At 59.1% G+C, this 16,074-nt stretch carries 16 protein-coding genes (1 of these 16 cut by a window edge); 12 read left to right on the top strand and 4 right to left on the bottom strand.

Translation table 11 applies throughout. The annotated features are described in order from the left end of the window. Positions 1 to 140: 140 nt before the first annotated feature. Both JOE29_RS20505 and sfsA read left to right on the top strand, forming a co-directional pair. Positions 141 to 1,313: a pyridoxal phosphate-dependent aminotransferase gene (locus tag JOE29_RS20505; RefSeq protein ID WP_003392640.1), complete on the top strand. Its 1,173-nt coding sequence runs from the start codon at positions 141 to 143 to the stop codon at positions 1,311 to 1,313. After that, positions 1,313 to 2,026 (top strand): DNA/RNA nuclease SfsA, encoded by a 714-nt coding sequence (sfsA, locus tag JOE29_RS20500; protein WP_003345056.1) that lies wholly within the window; start codon positions 1,313 to 1,315, stop codon positions 2,024 to 2,026. The genes JOE29_RS20505 and sfsA overlap by 1 nt, the downstream gene beginning before the upstream one ends. Before the next feature lie 30 nt (positions 2,027 to 2,056). On the opposite strand, the gene JOE29_RS20495 is transcribed toward sfsA, so the two are convergent. Further along, positions 2,057 to 2,386 (bottom strand): Rieske (2Fe-2S) protein, encoded by a 330-nt coding sequence (locus JOE29_RS20495; protein WP_153222703.1) that lies wholly within the window; start codon positions 2,384 to 2,386, stop codon positions 2,057 to 2,059. Positions 2,387 to 2,627: 241 nt separating this feature from the next. Here JOE29_RS20495 and deoC point away from each other — a divergent pair, with 241 nt between their 5' ends. After that, positions 2,628 to 3,413: a deoxyribose-phosphate aldolase gene (deoC, locus tag JOE29_RS20490; RefSeq protein ID WP_003392637.1), complete on the top strand. Its 786-nt coding sequence runs from the start codon at positions 2,628 to 2,630 to the stop codon at positions 3,411 to 3,413. Between the two features lie 356 nt (positions 3,414 to 3,769). On the opposite strand, the gene JOE29_RS20485 is transcribed toward deoC, so the two are convergent. After that, a complete protein-coding gene (locus JOE29_RS20485; RefSeq protein WP_003317715.1) occupies positions 3,770 to 4,114 on the bottom strand; it encodes a pentapeptide repeat-containing protein in 345 nt (114 codons plus the stop codon). A 100-nt stretch (positions 4,115 to 4,214) separates the two neighbouring features. Beyond that, a complete protein-coding gene (locus JOE29_RS20480; RefSeq protein WP_210079811.1) occupies positions 4,215 to 5,753 on the bottom strand; it encodes a bifunctional aminoglycoside phosphotransferase/ATP-binding protein in 1,539 nt (512 codons plus the stop codon). A gap of 130 nt (positions 5,754 to 5,883) precedes the next feature. Here JOE29_RS20480 and mrcB point away from each other — a divergent pair, with 130 nt between their 5' ends. From mrcB to JOE29_RS20465, 3 genes are read left to right on the top strand one after another with little or no spacing between them, the layout of a single operon-like run. After that, positions 5,884 to 8,205 carry a penicillin-binding protein 1B gene (mrcB, locus tag JOE29_RS20475; RefSeq protein WP_003427455.1) on the top strand — a complete coding sequence of 774 codons (2,322 nt, stop codon included), beginning with the start codon at positions 5,884 to 5,886 and terminating at the stop codon, positions 8,203 to 8,205. Positions 8,206 to 8,222: 17 nt separating this feature from the next. Beyond that, complete coding sequence (locus tag JOE29_RS20470) at positions 8,223 to 8,966, top strand: lipoprotein (RefSeq protein WP_044313578.1); 744 nt, start codon at positions 8,223 to 8,225, stop codon at positions 8,964 to 8,966. Then, on the top strand, positions 8,966 to 9,295 hold the full coding sequence (locus JOE29_RS20465; RefSeq protein WP_003392631.1) for a YqcC family protein: 330 nt from the start codon (positions 8,966 to 8,968) through the stop codon (positions 9,293 to 9,295). The genes JOE29_RS20470 and JOE29_RS20465 overlap by 1 nt, the downstream gene beginning before the upstream one ends. 11 nt (positions 9,296 to 9,306) lie before the next feature. Here the strand turns inward: JOE29_RS20465 and JOE29_RS20460 are convergent, their stop codons facing one another. Further along, positions 9,307 to 9,723: a DUF4124 domain-containing protein gene (locus JOE29_RS20460; protein ID WP_210079810.1), complete on the bottom strand. Its 417-nt coding sequence runs from the start codon at positions 9,721 to 9,723 to the stop codon at positions 9,307 to 9,309. 397 nt (positions 9,724 to 10,120) lie between these two features. Here JOE29_RS20460 and JOE29_RS20455 point away from each other — a divergent pair, with 397 nt between their 5' ends. The 6 genes from JOE29_RS20455 to msrQ form a co-directional block, all read left to right on the top strand. Then, complete coding sequence (locus JOE29_RS20455; protein ID WP_003317709.1) at positions 10,121 to 11,845, top strand: acetolactate synthase 3 large subunit; 1,725 nt, start codon at positions 10,121 to 10,123, stop codon at positions 11,843 to 11,845. 2 nt (positions 11,846 to 11,847) lie between these two features. Then, entirely contained in the window at positions 11,848 to 12,339 is a 492-nt protein-coding gene (gene ilvN / locus JOE29_RS20450; protein ID WP_002552075.1) for an acetolactate synthase small subunit, read from the top strand. Between the two features lie 47 nt (positions 12,340 to 12,386). After that, the gene (ilvC, locus tag JOE29_RS20445; RefSeq protein ID WP_003427449.1) at positions 12,387 to 13,403 is read left to right on the top strand and encodes a ketol-acid reductoisomerase; all 1,017 of its coding nucleotides are present in this window, start codon (positions 12,387 to 12,389) and stop codon (positions 13,401 to 13,403) included. Positions 13,404 to 13,549: 146 nt separating this feature from the next. Beyond that, the gene (pssA, locus tag JOE29_RS20440; protein ID WP_003317706.1) at positions 13,550 to 14,395 is read left to right on the top strand and encodes a CDP-diacylglycerol--serine O-phosphatidyltransferase; all 846 of its coding nucleotides are present in this window, start codon (positions 13,550 to 13,552) and stop codon (positions 14,393 to 14,395) included. A 69-nt stretch (positions 14,396 to 14,464) separates the two neighbouring features. Continuing rightward, entirely contained in the window at positions 14,465 to 15,478 is a 1,014-nt protein-coding gene (gene msrP, locus JOE29_RS20435) for a protein-methionine-sulfoxide reductase catalytic subunit MsrP (RefSeq protein ID WP_024691980.1), read from the top strand. Beyond that, a protein-coding gene (gene msrQ, locus JOE29_RS20430) for a protein-methionine-sulfoxide reductase heme-binding subunit MsrQ (protein ID WP_103363293.1) crosses the window boundary here: on the top strand, positions 15,478 to 16,074 show its 5' portion. Its footprint extends 36 nt past the window's final position; 597 of the gene's 633 nt are visible here — the first part of the coding sequence; its start codon is at positions 15,478 to 15,480; its stop codon lies beyond the right edge, outside the window. Before msrP ends, msrQ begins: the two co-directional genes overlap by 1 nt.

Below are 16,074 nucleotides of genomic sequence, written 5' to 3'. Positions count from 1 at the left end.
CGTCGTAGCTTTCTTTTATTCAGCGTTCGGGGACCGGGTTTTTCAGTCCGCAAACACACCGTCGGGCGGGTGGTTGGGTAGAATCATGGCGCGCCGTGATGACAATCATGTTTTAACACCCGCCCTCCAAAGGAATATCCATGAGCCAGCCTTACAGTGCGCGCAGCCGCGCCATAGAACCTTTTCATGTCATGGCGTTGCTGGCGCGTGCCAATGAATTGCAGGCAGCGGGTCATGATGTGATTCACCTTGAAATCGGCGAGCCCGATTTCACCACTGCGCAGCCCATCATTAAGGCTGGCCAGGCGGCACTGGCAGACGGCAAGACGCGTTACACCGCCGCGCGCGGCCTGCCGCAGCTGCGCGAGGCCATTGCCGGGTTTTACGCCCAGCGTTACGGCGTCGACATTGATCCTCAGCGCATTCTGGTCACGCCGGGTGGTTCAGGCGCGTTGTTGCTGACCAGCAGTCTACTGGTCGATCCGGGCAAGCACTGGTTGCTGGCCGACCCTGGCTACCCGTGCAATCGCCACTTTTTACGTCTGATAGAAGGCGAGGCGCAGCTGGTGCCGGTAGGTCCCCAGGAGCGTTATCAACTGACCCCCGAGCTGGTGGCCAAGCACTGGAACCAGAACAGTGTCGGCGCGCTGGTGGCATCGCCCGCCAACCCGACCGGCACTCTATTGAGTCGTGACGAACTGGCAGCCTTGTCTCAGGCATTGAAAGCCCGCAATGGCCACTTGGTGGTGGACGAGATCTATCACGGCCTGACCTACGGTGTGGACGCCAGCAGTGTGCTGGAGGTGGATAATGACGCTTTCGTCCTCAATAGCTTTTCAAAGTATTTCGGCATGACCGGGTGGCGTCTTGGCTGGCTGGTCGCGCCAGAGGATGCTGTGGCCGATCTGGAAAAGCTGGCCCAGAACCTTTACATCAGCGCGCCGAGCATGGCGCAACATGCTGCGCTCGCCTGCTTTGAGCCGCAGACGCTGGCCATACTCGAGCAACGGCGTGCCGAGTTCGGCCGCCGCCGGGACTTTCTGCTGCCAGCGCTGCGCGAACTGGGGTTCGGTATTGCCGTCGAGCCGGAAGGGGCCTTTTATTTGTATGCCGATATTTCCGCGTTTGGCGGTGATGCCTTTGCCTTTTGCCGGCACTTTCTGGAAACCGAGCACGTCGCCTTTACACCGGGGCTGGACTTTGGCCGTTTTCAGGCAGGGCACCACGTGCGCTTTGCCTATACGCAAAGCCTGCCGCGCCTTGAACAGGCGGTCGAGCGAATCGCTCGCGGTCTGCGTAGCTGGGGCGTCTGATGCGTTTTTCTCCGCAGCTTGAACAGGGTCGTCTGCTGGTGCGTTATAAGCGTTTTCTCGCTGATATCGAAACCGATAGCGGTGAGTTGCTGACCATTCACTGCCCTAACACCGGTTCGATGCTCAACTGCATGATGCCCGGCGGGCGCGTGTGGTTCAGTCGCTCGAATGACCCCAAGCGCAAACTGCCGGGCACTTGGGAAATCAGCGAAACCCCGCAGGGTCGCCTGGCCTGTATCAATACCGGACGGGCCAATACGCTGGTTGACGAGGCCTTGCGCGCCGGGGTCATCAGCGAACTGACGGGGTTCACGGCGCTCAAGCGCGAGGTGGCCTACGGACAGGAAAAAAGCCGTGTGGACTTTCGTCTGGAGTATCCGGATGGCTACCTGTATCTGGAAGTGAAAAGTGTCACTTTGGGGTTCGATGGCTCCAGCGTGGCGGCATTCCCCGATGCGGTGACCCAGCGAGGCGCGCGGCACCTGCGCGAACTGGCGACGCTGGCGCGCGAAGGCGTGCGCGCCGTGCTGCTGTATTGCGTCAATCTCACCGGTATCGACGCTGTGCGGCCTGCGCAGGAGATTGATCCTGCCTACGCGGCGGCGTTGCGTGAAGCTATTGATGCCGGTGTGCAAATCCTTGCCTACGGTGCGCAACTGACATCGGAAGAGATTTTTATCGACCGTCGCCTGCAGGTGCACGGACTGGATTGAGGCATCTGGCTACAGGCGGTTCAGACTCCGTCATGCCTCCAGATGCAGCGACACCCAGATGCCCTCGGCGTCTTCACGGCTTTTGATGACCGTCAAGGACTGGCCTTCGCAAGGCCCGGCAACGCATTCGCCGTTCTCGATCAGAAACAACGCCCCATGCGTAGCGCACTGGATCAGGCTTGCACTGCTGTCCAGAAATTGATCGGGTTGCCATTCCAGCGGAACACCGCGATGCGGGCAGCGGTTTTTGTAGACGAACACCTCGCCCTGGCGGCGCACGGCAAACAGCGCATGTTCGCCCAGCGCGAAGCCTTTGCTGTGGGCTTCGGGCAGGTGGCTTGAAGTGCAAAGGAATATCAAGAAGCCTCCATTGGCCAGTTCTTCGGGGATCGTTTTAAGGGTGCCAGTTTTCCGGGGCGGTGCCTGATCGGACAAGTCTGGCATCTTCTTCGGATTGATGCGCTGCGTTACGTTGAAGTCATTACAGGCTGCGTCGGTTCTTTCCTGTCTTTTTGTAGCCTTCGTCTCTAAGCACGTCACTCGTGCCTGTAAGCGTGGCAGCCGTATATCGTCCGCTCATGTCTTGCAGAGCGGAAACACTATGAAAGAGATGACAGCAGATGATGAGCGACTGGCGCGTCAGGTCATCGGGTTGCTTGAGCTGTTCGCCCTCAATACAGACGACACGGAGCAGCGCATTGTCGGCATCTGTCGGCGTGCATGTACGCCTGTGGGGCCGGTTGCCGCGGTCAGCGTCCAGCAACGTTTCGTGTGTCTGGCACGCACCACGCTGGATCGCCTACAGGCTCGTCATATCAAGGTCGTCGCCGTGGTCAATTTTCCTCATGGCAGCAGCAATGTTCAGTCAGTCATCGCCCAGGTACGCGCTGCGCTGATGGCTGGCGCGGATGAGATCGACGTCGTGTATCCCTTTCGCGCGTTGCTCGGCGGAGATCGGCAGCCCGGCCTGGCGATGATTTCGGCGTGTTCGGCTTTGTGTGCCGGGCAGGTCAGGCTTACCGCGACCCTTGAAACCGGTGACTTGCGTGACTCGCAAATGATCCTCGATGCGTGTCGCGATGCGATTGTTTCGGGCGCTGACTTCATCAAGACCAGCACGGGCAAGGCCGCCACGCATGTCACGCCGCAGGCTGCACGGATCATGCTGGAGTCCATTGCTGACGTAGGTGGACAAGTGGGGCTCAAGGTTGCAGGCGGGATCCGTACGTTCGACGAGGCGCGTGTTTACATGGCACTGGTCCGCGCGCGATTTGGTCTGCAATGGATCAGCGCCGGACGTTTACGGCTGGGAGGATCGAGCTTGCTGGACGATTTGCTGGCAAGGCTCGGCCTGCTCGAATCCCATGGTGGCGGCGCTGGCTTTTGAATGACCGGTGGTTTTGTGCCGGGCAAAAAAAGACCCGGCAAAGAGCCGGGTCAAAAACCGTGATTAGCCTGATGAGGAGATAATCTGAAAGTCCGAACCAAGGTCTTTCAGGCTACCGTCCAGTCTCGCGACCGGATGTGATAATCATAACGATTCTCATTTGTAAGTCAACATTTCTTTTGGTGGCCCGGACGCCGGTGCCTGCGCCTGATTCAGCACGCATATTTGAGGGCTAAAAAGTGCTGAGCACAGCGAAGACCGGGTTGCGCATGCAAGAGAAGGGGGGCATGAAAAGAGTGCGATACATCGCCAGCCCGCTATGCATCGCGCATGCAGGCTGCAACGTTTTTGCGGTATCAGTGGGTACGGTAGCGCAGGCGCGTGCCGAAATTCACCGACATCAGGATCTCGTCAGCCGAGAGTTCGGCCGGGAAGAACACCCCTGAAATCTGTGCGTGAGCGATGCTCGCACCTTCCATCGGCGTATTGCGCAGGTCCAGGCCGCGAAGGTCGGCAGAGCGAAAATAGGCGTCGGTGAAGTCGATGCCGGCTGTGTCCAGCTCGCGCAGGTCCAGCCCTCTGAAGTCGCCCCCGACCATGTCGATGGTGCCGGTTCGTGGTTTCTCTTGATTGAAACCTTCGACGTCATCTTTGCGCAGCAGCATATAAAGCGGTGAGTCGATCTGTTTGGGGTGGCTCATGATGGCCTCGGACATGTCGTTGCGTTGGAATTATGGCGCCAGTATATCGCCATCATCTTGAGGCCGTGAAGCATTAACCGCTCAACGGCCATGCGTCTGTTTACAGGCCCGGCAGGCGCTGACGCAGGTTGTCGATAAGGCTGTCCAGGTCGCTGCTGACGTTGGTTGCAACCTTCTTGCTGCGCAGGATTTCGTCGGCGCCTAGCGGCTCGCGACTGGCCTGCTGAGCCTCGATGACTTCCAGTGTGGCGTCGGAGGGGTCGTTGTTCTGTGCCTGACGCTGCGCAAGCCAGCCAGCGATCACTGCCTGTGGTGCTTCGCAATCCAGAATCAGGAACGGCACACCGGTGTTTTCCGCAATCTTTGCCGCCGCATCGCGTTGCTCGCGCTTCAGGTAGGTCGCATCGATTACCACCGAGAAGCCCGCGCGCAGTGTTGCGGAGGCCAGCTCATGCAGGCGTGCATAAGTTGCGCTGCTGGCTTGCGCGTCATACAGATCCTGGCCCTGGCCGGCAAACAGGCGCTTGCGCTCTACGTCCGAGCGCAGGCGGATGGCGCCCAGCGATTCCACCAGACGCATTGCTACGTGGCTTTTGCCGACGGCAGAGACACCGTGGGTAATCGTCAGAAACGGCGAAGGGATGGCGCTGTAGCTCTCGGCCAGATTGGCATAATTGCGGTATTGACGAAGCGTCGCCGCGCGCTGTAAACCGTCGGCATTGGCCGGCTGGGTGAACAGTGCCACCTTGGCGCGGACCATTGCGCGGTAGGCCTTGTAGAAGTTCAACAGCTCAAGGCCTGCGTAGTCGCCGGTGACTTCGAGGTACTGACTGATCAAGCGCCGCGACAGCGATTTCAGGCCACGGTCCTCAAGGTCCATTGCCAGAAAGCCTATGTCGGCGTAGACGTCGGTCTTGCGGAACGGCTCGTTGAACTCGATGCAGTCGAACAGTACTACCTTGCCGTCAATCACCGTTGCGTTGCCCAGATGGATGTCGCCATGGCATTCACGGATGAACCCGTCGGCCTTGCGGTGAGCCAGCAGCGGCTTGAGTCGCGCAAAGCTCGACTCTGCCCACGCCTGCAGGGCATCAAGCTGTGCCAGGTCGGATTTTTCGCTCAGCAGAGGGCGAATCTGCTCGAAATTCTGTACCACCGGGGCCATCACGCTGTCAGGCGAGCCGAGTTCGCTTTCGGCCCCGACCTGCGGTGAGGTCAGGTGAAAGCCGGCAATCTGGCTCGCCAGTTCGTCGATGTGCGCAGTCGTCACTTCACCGTTGGCCTGCAGCGTGCTCAGCAGACCATCCTGCGAGAACTGCTTCATCTTCAGCGCGTACTCGATGGCTTCGCCGTCGCCGCCCAGTTGTGGCGCGTTCTCTGTGCCAGTGATCGGCAGGACTCCGATGTAGAGGTCGTCGGTCAGACGCTGATTCAGGCGCAGCTCTTCTTCGCAGAAATGCTTGCGCAGGGCCAGCGTGGTGAAATCCAGAAAGCCGAAGTTCATCGGCTTTTTGAATTTGTAGGCATACGGACCCGTCAGCAGCACCCAGGAAATGTGCGTTTCGATGACCTGGAAACTCTCCACCGGATGGGGGAAGAGGGCAGGGTTCTGCAGGGCAGCAATCAAAGACTGGCTCACGGTCGATCCTTCAGGAATGTGTTCAAAATGTAAGTACACGATGCTGCCATTATGGCCGCTTGGCGCGAGGCTGCAAACCGCTGACTCGGGCGTCTGTCGATCCTCGGTAAAGTGCGTATAATCCGCGCCCATGACTCGATCCCGCACCTCTCGTTCTGCAAAAAAACAACCTCCCCGCAGCCTTAACAAGTGGCTGGGCTGGGCGTTGAAGCTCGGTATTGTCGGCCTGGTTCTGCTCGGCGGCCTGGCCATTTATCTCGATGCAATCGTCCAGGAAAAATTCTCCGGCAAGCGCTGGACCATCCCGGCCAAGGTCTATGCACGGCCGCTGGAGCTGTTCGTTGGACAGAAGCTGAGCCGTGATGACTTTCTCATCGAACTGGACGCCCTGGGCTATCGCCGCGAAAGCGTGGCGAACGGCCCCGGTGCCGCAGCCGTGAACGGCAATACCGTCGACCTCAACACGCGTGGTTTTCAGTTCTACGAAGGCACTGACGCAGCGCAGCAGGTGCGCGTGCGCTTTTCCGGTGACTACGTAGCTGACTTGTCTTCGGGCAATGGTGCAAAGCTTGCGGTGGCGCGGCTTGAGCCGTTGCTGATCGGCGGCTTGTACCCGAAGAACCTGGAAGACCGGATCCTGATCAAGCTGGATCAGGCGCCGCCCTATCTGCTCGACGGGCTGGTAGCGGTCGAGGACCGGGATTTCTATCACCACTTCGGCGTGTCGCCCAAGTCCATTGCCCGGGCGATCTGGGTCAATACCTCGCAGGGGCAGATGCGCCAGGGCGGCAGTACGCTGACCCAGCAGTTGGTCAAGAACTTCTACCTGACCAACGAACGCAGCCTGACCCGCAAGCTGACCGAAGCCATGATGGCCGTTTTGCTGGAGATCCATTACAGCAAGCAGGAAATCCTCGAGGCCTATCTCAACGAAGTGTTCGTCGGCCAGGACGGCCAGCGTGCTGTTCACGGTTTCGGTCTGGCCAGTCAGTATTTCTTCAGCCAGCCGCTGTCCGAACTGAAAATCCATCAGGTGGCGATGCTGGTCGGTCTGGTCAAAGGGCCGTCCTTCTACAACCCGCGTCGTAATCCGGAGCGTGCTCTGGAGCGTCGCAATCTGGTGCTCGATCTGTTCGAGCAGCAGGGCGTCGCCACGCCGGAAGTGGTTGCCGCGGCGAAGAAAATGCCACTGGGTGTGACCAAGACCGGGACCCTCGCCGACAGCTCGTTCCCGGCGTTCCTCGATCTGGTCAAGCGTCAGCTGCGCGAAGACTATCGCGACGAAGACTTGACGGAAGAAGGGCTGCGGATCTTTACCAGCTTCGATCCGATCCTGCAGATGAAGTCCCAGGCTGCCATGGACGATACGTTCAAGAAGCTCGCCGGGCGCAAGGGTTCTGATGAGGTGGAGTCGGCCATGGTCGTCACCAACCCGGAAACCGGCGAAGTGCAGGCGTTGATCGGTGGGCGTGAGGCCGGGTTCTCGGGCTTCAACCGGGCGATCGACGCGGTTCGGCCGATCGGCTCGCTGGTCAAGCCGGCTATTTACCTGACGGCACTCGAACGGCCAAGCCAGTACACCTTGACCAGTTGGATCGCCGACGAACTGTTCCAGGTCAAGGGCGCCGATGGCCAGATCTGGAAACCGCAGAACTACGATCACAAGTCACACGGCAATATCTTCCTGTATCAGGGGTTGGCGCATTCTTACAACCTGTCGACCGCCAAGCTGGGTCTTGAACTGGGCATTCCAAACGTGTTCAAGACGCTGGCCAAGCTGGGTGTGACGCGCGAATGGCCGACCTATCCGTCGATGCTGCTGGGTGCGGGTGGCTTGAGTCCGATGGAAGTGGCCACCATGTATCAGACCATCGCCAGCGGCGGGTTCAATACGCCGATGCGTGGTATTCGCAGCGTGCTCACCGCTGAAGGCGAGCCGCTAAAGCGTTATCCGTTCCAGATTGAACAGCGCTTCGATCCGGGTGCCATATACCTGGTGCAGAATGCGATGCAGCGGGTCATGCGCGAAGGTACAGGCAAATCTGTTTACAACGTGTTGCCGAGCTCGTTGAATCTGGCGGGCAAGACCGGCACCAGTAACGACTCGCGCGACAGCTGGTTTGCCGGGTTCAGTCAGGACCTGCTGGCCGTTGTGTGGATGGGTCGCGACGACAACGGCAAGACACCGTTTACCGGTGCCACCGGTGCCCTGCAGGTCTGGACCAGTTTCATGCGCAAGGCCGGTCCGCTGCCGCTGGACATGGCGATGCCGGACAACGTCGTTCAGGCGTGGGTCGATGCGCAGACCGGTCAGGGTTCGGATGCAAGCTGCCCGAATGCCGTGCAGATGCCGTATATTCGCGGCAGTGAGCCCCAGCCTGGCGCGACATGCGGCGGCGCTCCGGCACCTGCCACTGAGGTGATGGACTGGGTCAAGGGTTGGTTGAACTAGGCAATCGAGGTTTTGAAGTGAATAAATGGTGGATTCCAGCTTTAACGGCACTGGCCTTGCTGAACGGCTGCGCCAGTGTGGAACGCGGCTCGATTCCGGTCGTGGATTCGAGCTCCAAGGTGTCCAACGGCGAACGTGCGGCAGCTTCGCGTAACGGTACTTACCGCACCAACACCGCTCCGGTGCAACAGCAGCCGCAAGCTGTACCGCAGGATTCGGGCGTCGTAGTGATGGTGCCGGGCGCGGGCGGCGCCGATGCAGGACAGAGTTACTCTGCGCCCGCCAGTCAGGCACCGTTCAGTGTCAACACTCCGCCTGTCGATGCCGCTCCTGTCAATCAGGCCCCGGTCAGTCAGGCTCCCGCGAACAACAGTTACAGCATGCCGGCCGCCTCTGCCCCGACCGGAATTCCGTCCAGCGGTGGCGGTCTGTCAGAGGACGAGCAACTTGACGGGCCTGTACTGGCATTGCTGACCACCGCACAGCAACAGCAGACCAGTGGCGACCTCAACGGCGCGTCGTCCAGTCTCGAGCGGGCGCAGCGAGTTGCACCGCGCGAGCCGCAAGTGCTTTATCGTCTGGCTCAGGTGCGTCTGGCTCAGGGCGATGCGGCCCAGGCCGAGCAACTGGCACGTCGTGGTCTGACTTACGCCAACGGGCGCACCAGCCTTCAGGCCAGTCTGTGGGGATTGATCGCTCAGTCACGCGAAAAGCAAGGTGATGCGGCCGGTGCTGCCCTGGCTCGTCAAAAGGCTCGCTGATGGACGGACGTTTGCCTGAGGTTGCCGAACAACTGTTGTTGATAGAGCGCGAGTTGCGCCTGCTGGGCTGGTGGGATGCGACACCGCCCAGTGAGCAGGCGCTCGCCAGTCAGGAGCCGTTCAGCGTCGATACCCTGGAGTTCGCCCAGTGGCTGCAATGGATTTTCCTGCCGCGGATGAAGGTCATCCTTGAGCGTGACCTGCCATTACCCAATGCTTCCGGCATTCTGGAAATGGCCGAGATGGTTTATGCCGGGTGCATGAGTGAAACCCGGCAACTGCAAGCGCATCTGGCGCGGTTCGACCAGCTGATTACAGCAGCGCGCTGATCGGCGCGCTTCTAGCGGCAGTATTCGCTGATAGCCCTGTTGGTTTCGTCGATACGCGTCCTGCGGTTCTCATCCGTAAGGCGCCTCGACTCCCCTCCAACCTGCTCGCGCACGCGTGGATTGTTCTGCAACTGCGCAAGATTGGTGCGCAAGGTCTCGCAATTTTCCGCGCGCTTGGCTTCCTGAGCCTTCACCTGGCTTTTGACTTTCTGGTCAATCTCGCGTTGCTGCGCAGCCCCATCGTCCGCTGGCATGCCCGGCGCGGCAGCGGGTGGCGGTGTCTGCACATTGATTTCCTGCACCGGCTGGCCAGTGGGCGGCTGGGCATCAAAGTGCGTCACGCCCTGGGCATCCACCCACTTGTAGATCGAAGCGGCCTGGCTGGTTGCGCTGATGGCCAGCGCGGCGGCGAGAATCATCCAATGCATGTCGGGTCCTTGAAAGTCTGTGCATGCAGAAAGCTACCATAACAGTGCATTTCAGTCCGAAACGGTGCGATTTCACTCGCCGGGTTTCAAGAAAGCGCACGGATCGCTTGACTTGAAGGGGGGGAATCACAACAATCCAAAGTTCGCTGTAGAAGGACTGCCAGAAGCAGACCCTCTCGGTAGATCATGAGGCGCACACCCGCGCCGACCTGTAACACCCGCAACGCGTTACCTCGCGCTGGGTGGGAATGTTCCGCAACACTCAGGGACCTCCCAATACTTGCTCAGTCAGTGCTGACGTAGTCGGCGACCACCGTCGCTCATGCTCTGCTGGCAGTAAACCTATTAAGACCCGTCCCGGAGTGGGCGGTATTCTGGCGTTTTAGAGGTGAACAACGTGGAGCTTTTATCTGGCGCTGAAATGGTCGTCCGCTTTTTGCGTGACGAAGGCGTTGAGCATATCTATGGGTACCCCGGTGGTGCCCTCCTGCATGTCTACGATGCCCTGTTCAAAGAACCGGCGGTGAGCCACATCCTTGTTCGCCACGAGCAGGCTGCCACGCACATGGCCGATGGCTATGCGCGGGCTACCGGCAAGGCGGGCGTGGTGCTGGTGACTTCGGGTCCTGGTGCAACCAATGCCATTACCGGTATCGCTACGGCGTACATGGACTCGATTCCGATGGTGGTCCTGTCCGGTCAGGTAGCCAGTACGCTGGTGGGCACCGACGCGTTCCAGGAGACCGACATGATCGGTATCTCCCGGCCGATCGTGAAGCACAGCTTCATGATCAAGCACCCGTCGGAAATCCCGGAAATCCTGAAAAAGGCTTTCTACCTGGCGCAGTCCGGTCGTCCGGGGCCGGTGGTCGTCGATATTCCGAAAGACATGACCAACCCGGCCGAAAAATTCGAATACGTCTTCCCGAAAAAAGCCAAGCTGCGCTCCTACAGCCCGGCGGTTCGTGGCCATTCCGGTCAGATCCGCAAGGCCGTCGAGATGCTGCTGGCTGCCAAGCGCCCGATCGTCTACGCCGGTGGCGGGGTGATCATGGGCAATGCTTCGGCGCAACTGACCGAACTGGCGCAACTGCTCGATGCACCGGTAACCAACACCCTGATGGGGCTTGGTTGCTATCCGGGCACGGATCGTCAGTTCGTCGGCATGCTCGGGATGCACGGTAGCTATACCGCCAACCTCGCGATGCACCATACCGATGTGATCCTGGCAGTCGGCGCGCGCTTTGATGACCGTGTCATCAACGGCGCCAGCAAGTTCTGCCCGAACGCCAAGATTATCCACATCGATATCGACCCGGCTTCGATCTCCAAGACCATCAAGGCCGATGTGCCTATCGTCGGTCCTGTCGAAAGCGTGCTGACCGAAATGGTCGCCACCTTGAAAGAGATCGGCGAGACACCCGACAAGGCATCCGTTGCCGCGTGGTGGAAGCAGATTGACGAGTGGCGCGGTACGGGTGATCTGTTCCCGTACAACCGTGGCGATGGCACGGTCATCAAGCCGCAGGCCGTTATCGAAACGCTGTGCGAAGTTACCAAGGGCGACGCTTATGTCACCTCGGACGTCGGTCAGCATCAGATGTTCGCTGCGCAGTACTACCGCTTCAACAAGCCGAACCGCTGGATCAACTCGGGTGGTCTGGGCACCATGGGCTTTGGCTTCCCGGCGGCGATGGGCGTCAAGCTGAACTTTCCGGATGCGCACGTCGCCTGCGTGACCGGTGAAGGCAGCATCCAGATGAACATCCAGGAACTGTCGACCTGCCTGCAGTACGGTCTGCCGGTGAAGATCATTCTGCTCAACAACGGTGTGCTGGGCATGGTCCGCCAGTGGCAGGACATGAGCTACGGCGCGCGTCACTCGCACTCCTACATGGAGTCGCTGCCTGATTTCGTCAAGCTGGTCGAGGCCTATGGCCACGTCGGCATGCGTGTCACGGACCTGAAGGATCTGAAGCCGAAGATGGAAGAAGCCTTTGCCATGACTGACCGGCTGGTGTTCATGGATATTCAGGTCGATGTGACCGAGCACGTCTATCCGATGCAAATCAAGGACGGCTCCATGCGCGATATGTGGTTGAGCAAGACGGAGCGGACATAATCATGCGCCATATCATTTCCCTGCTGCTGGAAAACGAACCGGGTGCACTGTCGCGCGTCGTTGGTCTGTTCTCCCAGCGTAATTACAACATCGAAAGCCTGACGGTTGCGCCGACCGAAGACCCGACCCTGTCGCGTCTGACGCTCACCACCGTGGGTCATGATGAGGTGATCGAGCAGATCACCAAGAACCTCAACAAGCTCATCGAAGTGGTCAAGCTGGTCGACCTGTCGGAAAGCGCCCACATCGAGCGCGAACTGATGTTGGTCAAGGTCAAGGCCACTGGCGCACAGCGGGCCGAGATCAAGCGCACCACGGATATTTTCCGCGGACAGATCGTCGACGTCACCGCCAGCGTTTACACCGTGCAACTGAGCGGCACGAGCGACAAACTGGACAGCTTCATTCAGGCCATCGGCACCGCCGCTATCCTGGAAACAGTACGCAGTGGCGTAACGGGCATTGCCCGTGGCGACAAAGTGCTGAGCATTTAAATCAATTAAGCAAATGGCCTGCGTGGCCAAGATAACAGGGGATTTCCATGAAAGTTTTCTACGACAAAGACTGTGACCTTTCGATCATCCAGGGCAAGAAAGTCGCCATCATCGGCTATGGTTCGCAAGGCCACGCACAGGCGTGCAACCTGAAAGACTCCGGCGTTGATGTCACTGTTGGCCTGCGTAAAGGTTCGGCTACTGTCGCCAAGGCGGAGGCTCATGGCCTGAAAGTGACCGACGTCGCTTCCGCCGTTGCTGCTGCCGACGTGGTCATGATCCTGACCCCGGACGAGTTCCAGTCCCAGCTGTACAAGAACGAAGTCGAGCCGAACCTGAAAAAGGGCGCAACACTGGCGTTCTCCCACGGCTTCGCGATTCACTACAACCAGGTCGTGCCGCGCGCTGACCTCGACGTGATCATGATCGCGCCGAAGGCTCCAGGCCACACCGTGCGTACCGAGTTCGTCAAGGGCGGCGGTATCCCTGACCTGATCGCGGTTTATCAGGATGCTTCCGGCAACGCCAAGAACGTTGCCCTGTCCTACGCTTCGGGCGTTGGCGGCGGCCGTACCGGCATCATCGAAACCACTTTCAAGGACGAGACTGAAACCGACCTGTTCGGCGAGCAGGCTGTTCTGTGCGGCGGTACTGTCGAGCTGGTCAAAGCCGGTTTCGAAACGCTGGTTGAAGCTGGCTACGCGCCGGAAATGGCTTACTTCGAATGCCTGCACGAACTGAAGCTGATCGTTGACCTCATGTACGAAGGCGGTATCGCCAACATGAACTACTCGATCTCCAACAACGCCGAGTTCGGCGAGTACGTGACCGGTCCTGAAGTCATCAACGCCGAATCCCGTCAGGCCATGCGTAACGCTCTGAAGCGCATCCAGGACGGCGAATACGCGAAGATGTTCATCACCGAAGGCGCCACTGGCTACCCGTCGATGACTGCCAAACGTCGTAACAACGCTGCGCACGGCATCGAAATCATCGGCGAGAAACTGCGCTCGATGATGCCTTGGATCGCGGCGAACAAAATCGTCGACAAAGACAAGAACTAAGCATTCAGCTTCACAAAAAAACGCGGCCCATCGGTCGCGTTTTTTCGTTATGGGTCAGGCTCTGGTATAAAGCTGCAATTGTTTGCTGGCGAACCCTCGCTGCAGACCTGTGTCGAACCTTTTCATACCGCTGCAAGGTAATCTCCATGAGCGAACGTCCTGAAGAGCCCATCAAGGCCTCTGACGCTGAAAGTCTGCTACCGATCGATGAACATGTAGAAGAAGGGCATGATGCCGAAGGCCGGCAAGTCCGGCATCGCGGTATCTACCTGCTGCCTAACCTGTTTACCACTGCAAATCTGTTTGCGGGCTTCTATTCCATCATCAGCTCCATGAGCGCTCAAAGCGCGATGAGTGCAGGTGACACCGCCGGTGCGAGCAAGTATTTCGCATTCGCTGCGATTGCGATCTTCGTGGCCATGGTGCTCGACGGCCTGGATGGTCGTGTGGCGCGCATGACCAATACGCAAAGCGCGTTTGGCGCCGAGTACGATTCGCTGTCCGACATGGTTGCCTTTGGTGTGGCCCCGGCGTTGCTGGCGTTCGGCTGGGCACTGGGCGACATGGGCAAGGTGGGCTGGATGGTTGCCTTCATCTATGTAGCCGGCGCTGCATTGCGTCTGGCACGGTTCAATACTCAGGTCGGCAAGGCTGACAAACGCTACTTCATCGGCTTGGCCAGTCCGGCAGCGGCAGGTGTAGTGGCCGGCACGGTCTGGGCATTCAGCGATTTCGGGATTCAGGGCTCCAAGCTGTCGTTTCTCGTTGCGTTGCTGGTCGCCGCCGCCGGTATGCTGATGGTCAGCAACATCAAGTACAACAGCTTCAAGGAACTGGACTTGAAGGGGCGTGTGCCTTTCGTTGCGATTCTGGCGGTGGTCTTGGTGTTTGCTGTCGTATTCAGCGACCCGCCGCGCATTTTGCTGCTGATATTCCTCGCTTACGCTCTGTCCGGCCCCATTCAGTATCTATTACGTCGCCGCAAAGCCTAGTCAATGATCTAATTTCCACCATACTCCGTAGTCTATTGGTGCATCAGTTCCCTGGCCTGCGGAGTCATCATGCTAATCAAACTTCCTTCTGCGTCCGACTCCAAAGAGTCGGACGTCACGCCTGAATCCATTTATCTCTCGCGACGCACACTGCTCGCCAGCTCGCTTGCAGGTCTTGCCGTCACGGCAATGCCGCGATGGGCCGGTGCCGCCGATGCTTCGCGGTATGCCGATGTCGAGCCAGGTAAAGCGCCGGGCTGGTTCGCGGACAAACTGCCTGCGACGAAATGGCAGGCGGTCAACGTCAAGGACGAGGCGATCACTCCGTTCAAGGACGCGACCCATTACAACAACTTCTATGAGTTCGGTACTGACAAGGGCGACCCGGCAAAGAATGCCGGCTCTCTGCAGACCGAGCCCTGGAGTGTCGTGATCGATGGTGAAGTCGCCAAGCCTGGCCGCTATGCACTCGAAGACTTCATGAAGCCTTACCAGCTGGAAGAGCGGATCTACCGGTTGCGTTGCGTCGAAGCCTGGTCGATGGTCATTCCGTGGATCGGCTTTCCTATATCTGCGTTGCTCAAGCAGGTAGAGCCGACCTCCAAAGCCAAGTACATCCGTTTCGAAACGCTGGAGGACGCCAAGTCCATGCCGGGTCAGCGCTCTGATTTCGCACTGATCGACTGGCCTTATGTAGAAGGGCTGCGTCTGGATGAAGCGATGAACCCTCTGGCGATTCTGGCGGTGGGCATGTACGGGCGTGAACTGCCTAACCAGAATGGCGCACCGTTACGCCTGGTGGTGCCATGGAAATATGGTTTCAAGAGTGTGAAGTCCATCGTGCGTATCAGCCTGGTCAGTGAGCAGCCGAAGACTACCTGGCAAAGCATTGCGGCAAACGAGTATGGCTTCTATGCCAACGTCAACCCGACTGTCGATCACCCGCGCTGGACGCAGGCGCGTGAGCGTCGCTTGCCGAGCGGCCTGTTCAGCCCGAATCTGCGCGACACGAAGATGTTCAATGGCTATGAAGAAGAGGTGGGTGCCTTGTACGCCGGCATGGATTTGCGGAAGGACTATTGATGCGATATCCGTTTTTGCGTCTGGCTGTATTTCTTGCCGCTTGCATTGCGCCTGTGTGGTGGTTGTACCAGGCATGGATCTTTGCGCTCGGGCCTGACCCCGGCAAAGTCCTTGTGGAGAACTTCGGAGTGGCGACGCTGGTCATGCTGCTGATCACGCTCTCCATGACACCGTTGCAGCGCCTTACCGGTTGGTCCGGGTGGATTGTGGTGCGTCGCCAGCTGGGCCTGTGGTGTTTTGCCTATGCGTTGCTCCACCTGGCCATGTATGCACTGTTCATTCTGGGGCTGGATTGGGGGCAGTTGGGTGTCGAGCTGGTCAAGCGTCCTTATATCATCGTCGGCGCGCTGGCGTTGCTGGGGCTGCTTGCGCTTGCGTTGACATCCAACCGTTATAGCCAGCGCCGTCTGGGAGCACGCTGGAAAAAGCTGCATCGGATCATCTACGTGATTCTGGGGCTGGGTTTGCTGCATATGTTCTGGATTGTCCGGGCCGATCTTAAAGAGTGGGCGTTGTATGCGGGGATAGGTGCATTCCTGTTACTGCTGCGGATTCCCGTGTTTGCTAGGCGAATCCCACGTCTAGGCGGCGCCGCG

Source organism: Pseudomonas sp. PvP009 (genome assembly GCF_017832995.1).
GTDB classification, from domain to species: domain Bacteria; phylum Pseudomonadota; class Gammaproteobacteria; order Pseudomonadales; family Pseudomonadaceae; genus Aquipseudomonas; species Aquipseudomonas syringae.
Note: the sequence above shows the minus strand (reverse complement) of the source record. Positions and strands in the feature narration are given on the sequence as shown.

Coding starts and splice junctions, on each gene's coding strand:
- JOE29_RS20505 (WP_003392640.1), top strand. CDS start 141: ATGAGCCAGCCTTACAGTGCGCGCAGCCGCGCCATAGAACCTTTTCAT.
- sfsA (WP_003345056.1), top strand. CDS start 1,313: ATGCGTTTTTCTCCGCAGCTTGAACAGGGTCGTCTGCTGGTGCGTTAT.
- deoC (WP_003392637.1), top strand. CDS start 2,628: ATGAAAGAGATGACAGCAGATGATGAGCGACTGGCGCGTCAGGTCATC.
- JOE29_RS20485 (WP_003317715.1), bottom strand. CDS start 4,114: ATGAGCCACCCCAAACAGATCGACTCACCGCTTTATATGCTGCTGCGC.
- mrcB (WP_003427455.1), top strand. CDS start 5,884: ATGACTCGATCCCGCACCTCTCGTTCTGCAAAAAAACAACCTCCCCGC.
- JOE29_RS20465 (WP_003392631.1), top strand. CDS start 8,966: ATGGACGGACGTTTGCCTGAGGTTGCCGAACAACTGTTGTTGATAGAG.
- JOE29_RS20460 (WP_210079810.1), bottom strand. CDS start 9,723: ATGCATTGGATGATTCTCGCCGCCGCGCTGGCCATCAGCGCAACCAGC.
- ilvN (WP_002552075.1), top strand. CDS start 11,848: ATGCGCCATATCATTTCCCTGCTGCTGGAAAACGAACCGGGTGCACTG.
- ilvC (WP_003427449.1), top strand. CDS start 12,387: ATGAAAGTTTTCTACGACAAAGACTGTGACCTTTCGATCATCCAGGGC.
- pssA (WP_003317706.1), top strand. CDS start 13,550: ATGAGCGAACGTCCTGAAGAGCCCATCAAGGCCTCTGACGCTGAAAGT.
- msrP (WP_024691980.1), top strand. CDS start 14,465: ATGCTAATCAAACTTCCTTCTGCGTCCGACTCCAAAGAGTCGGACGTC.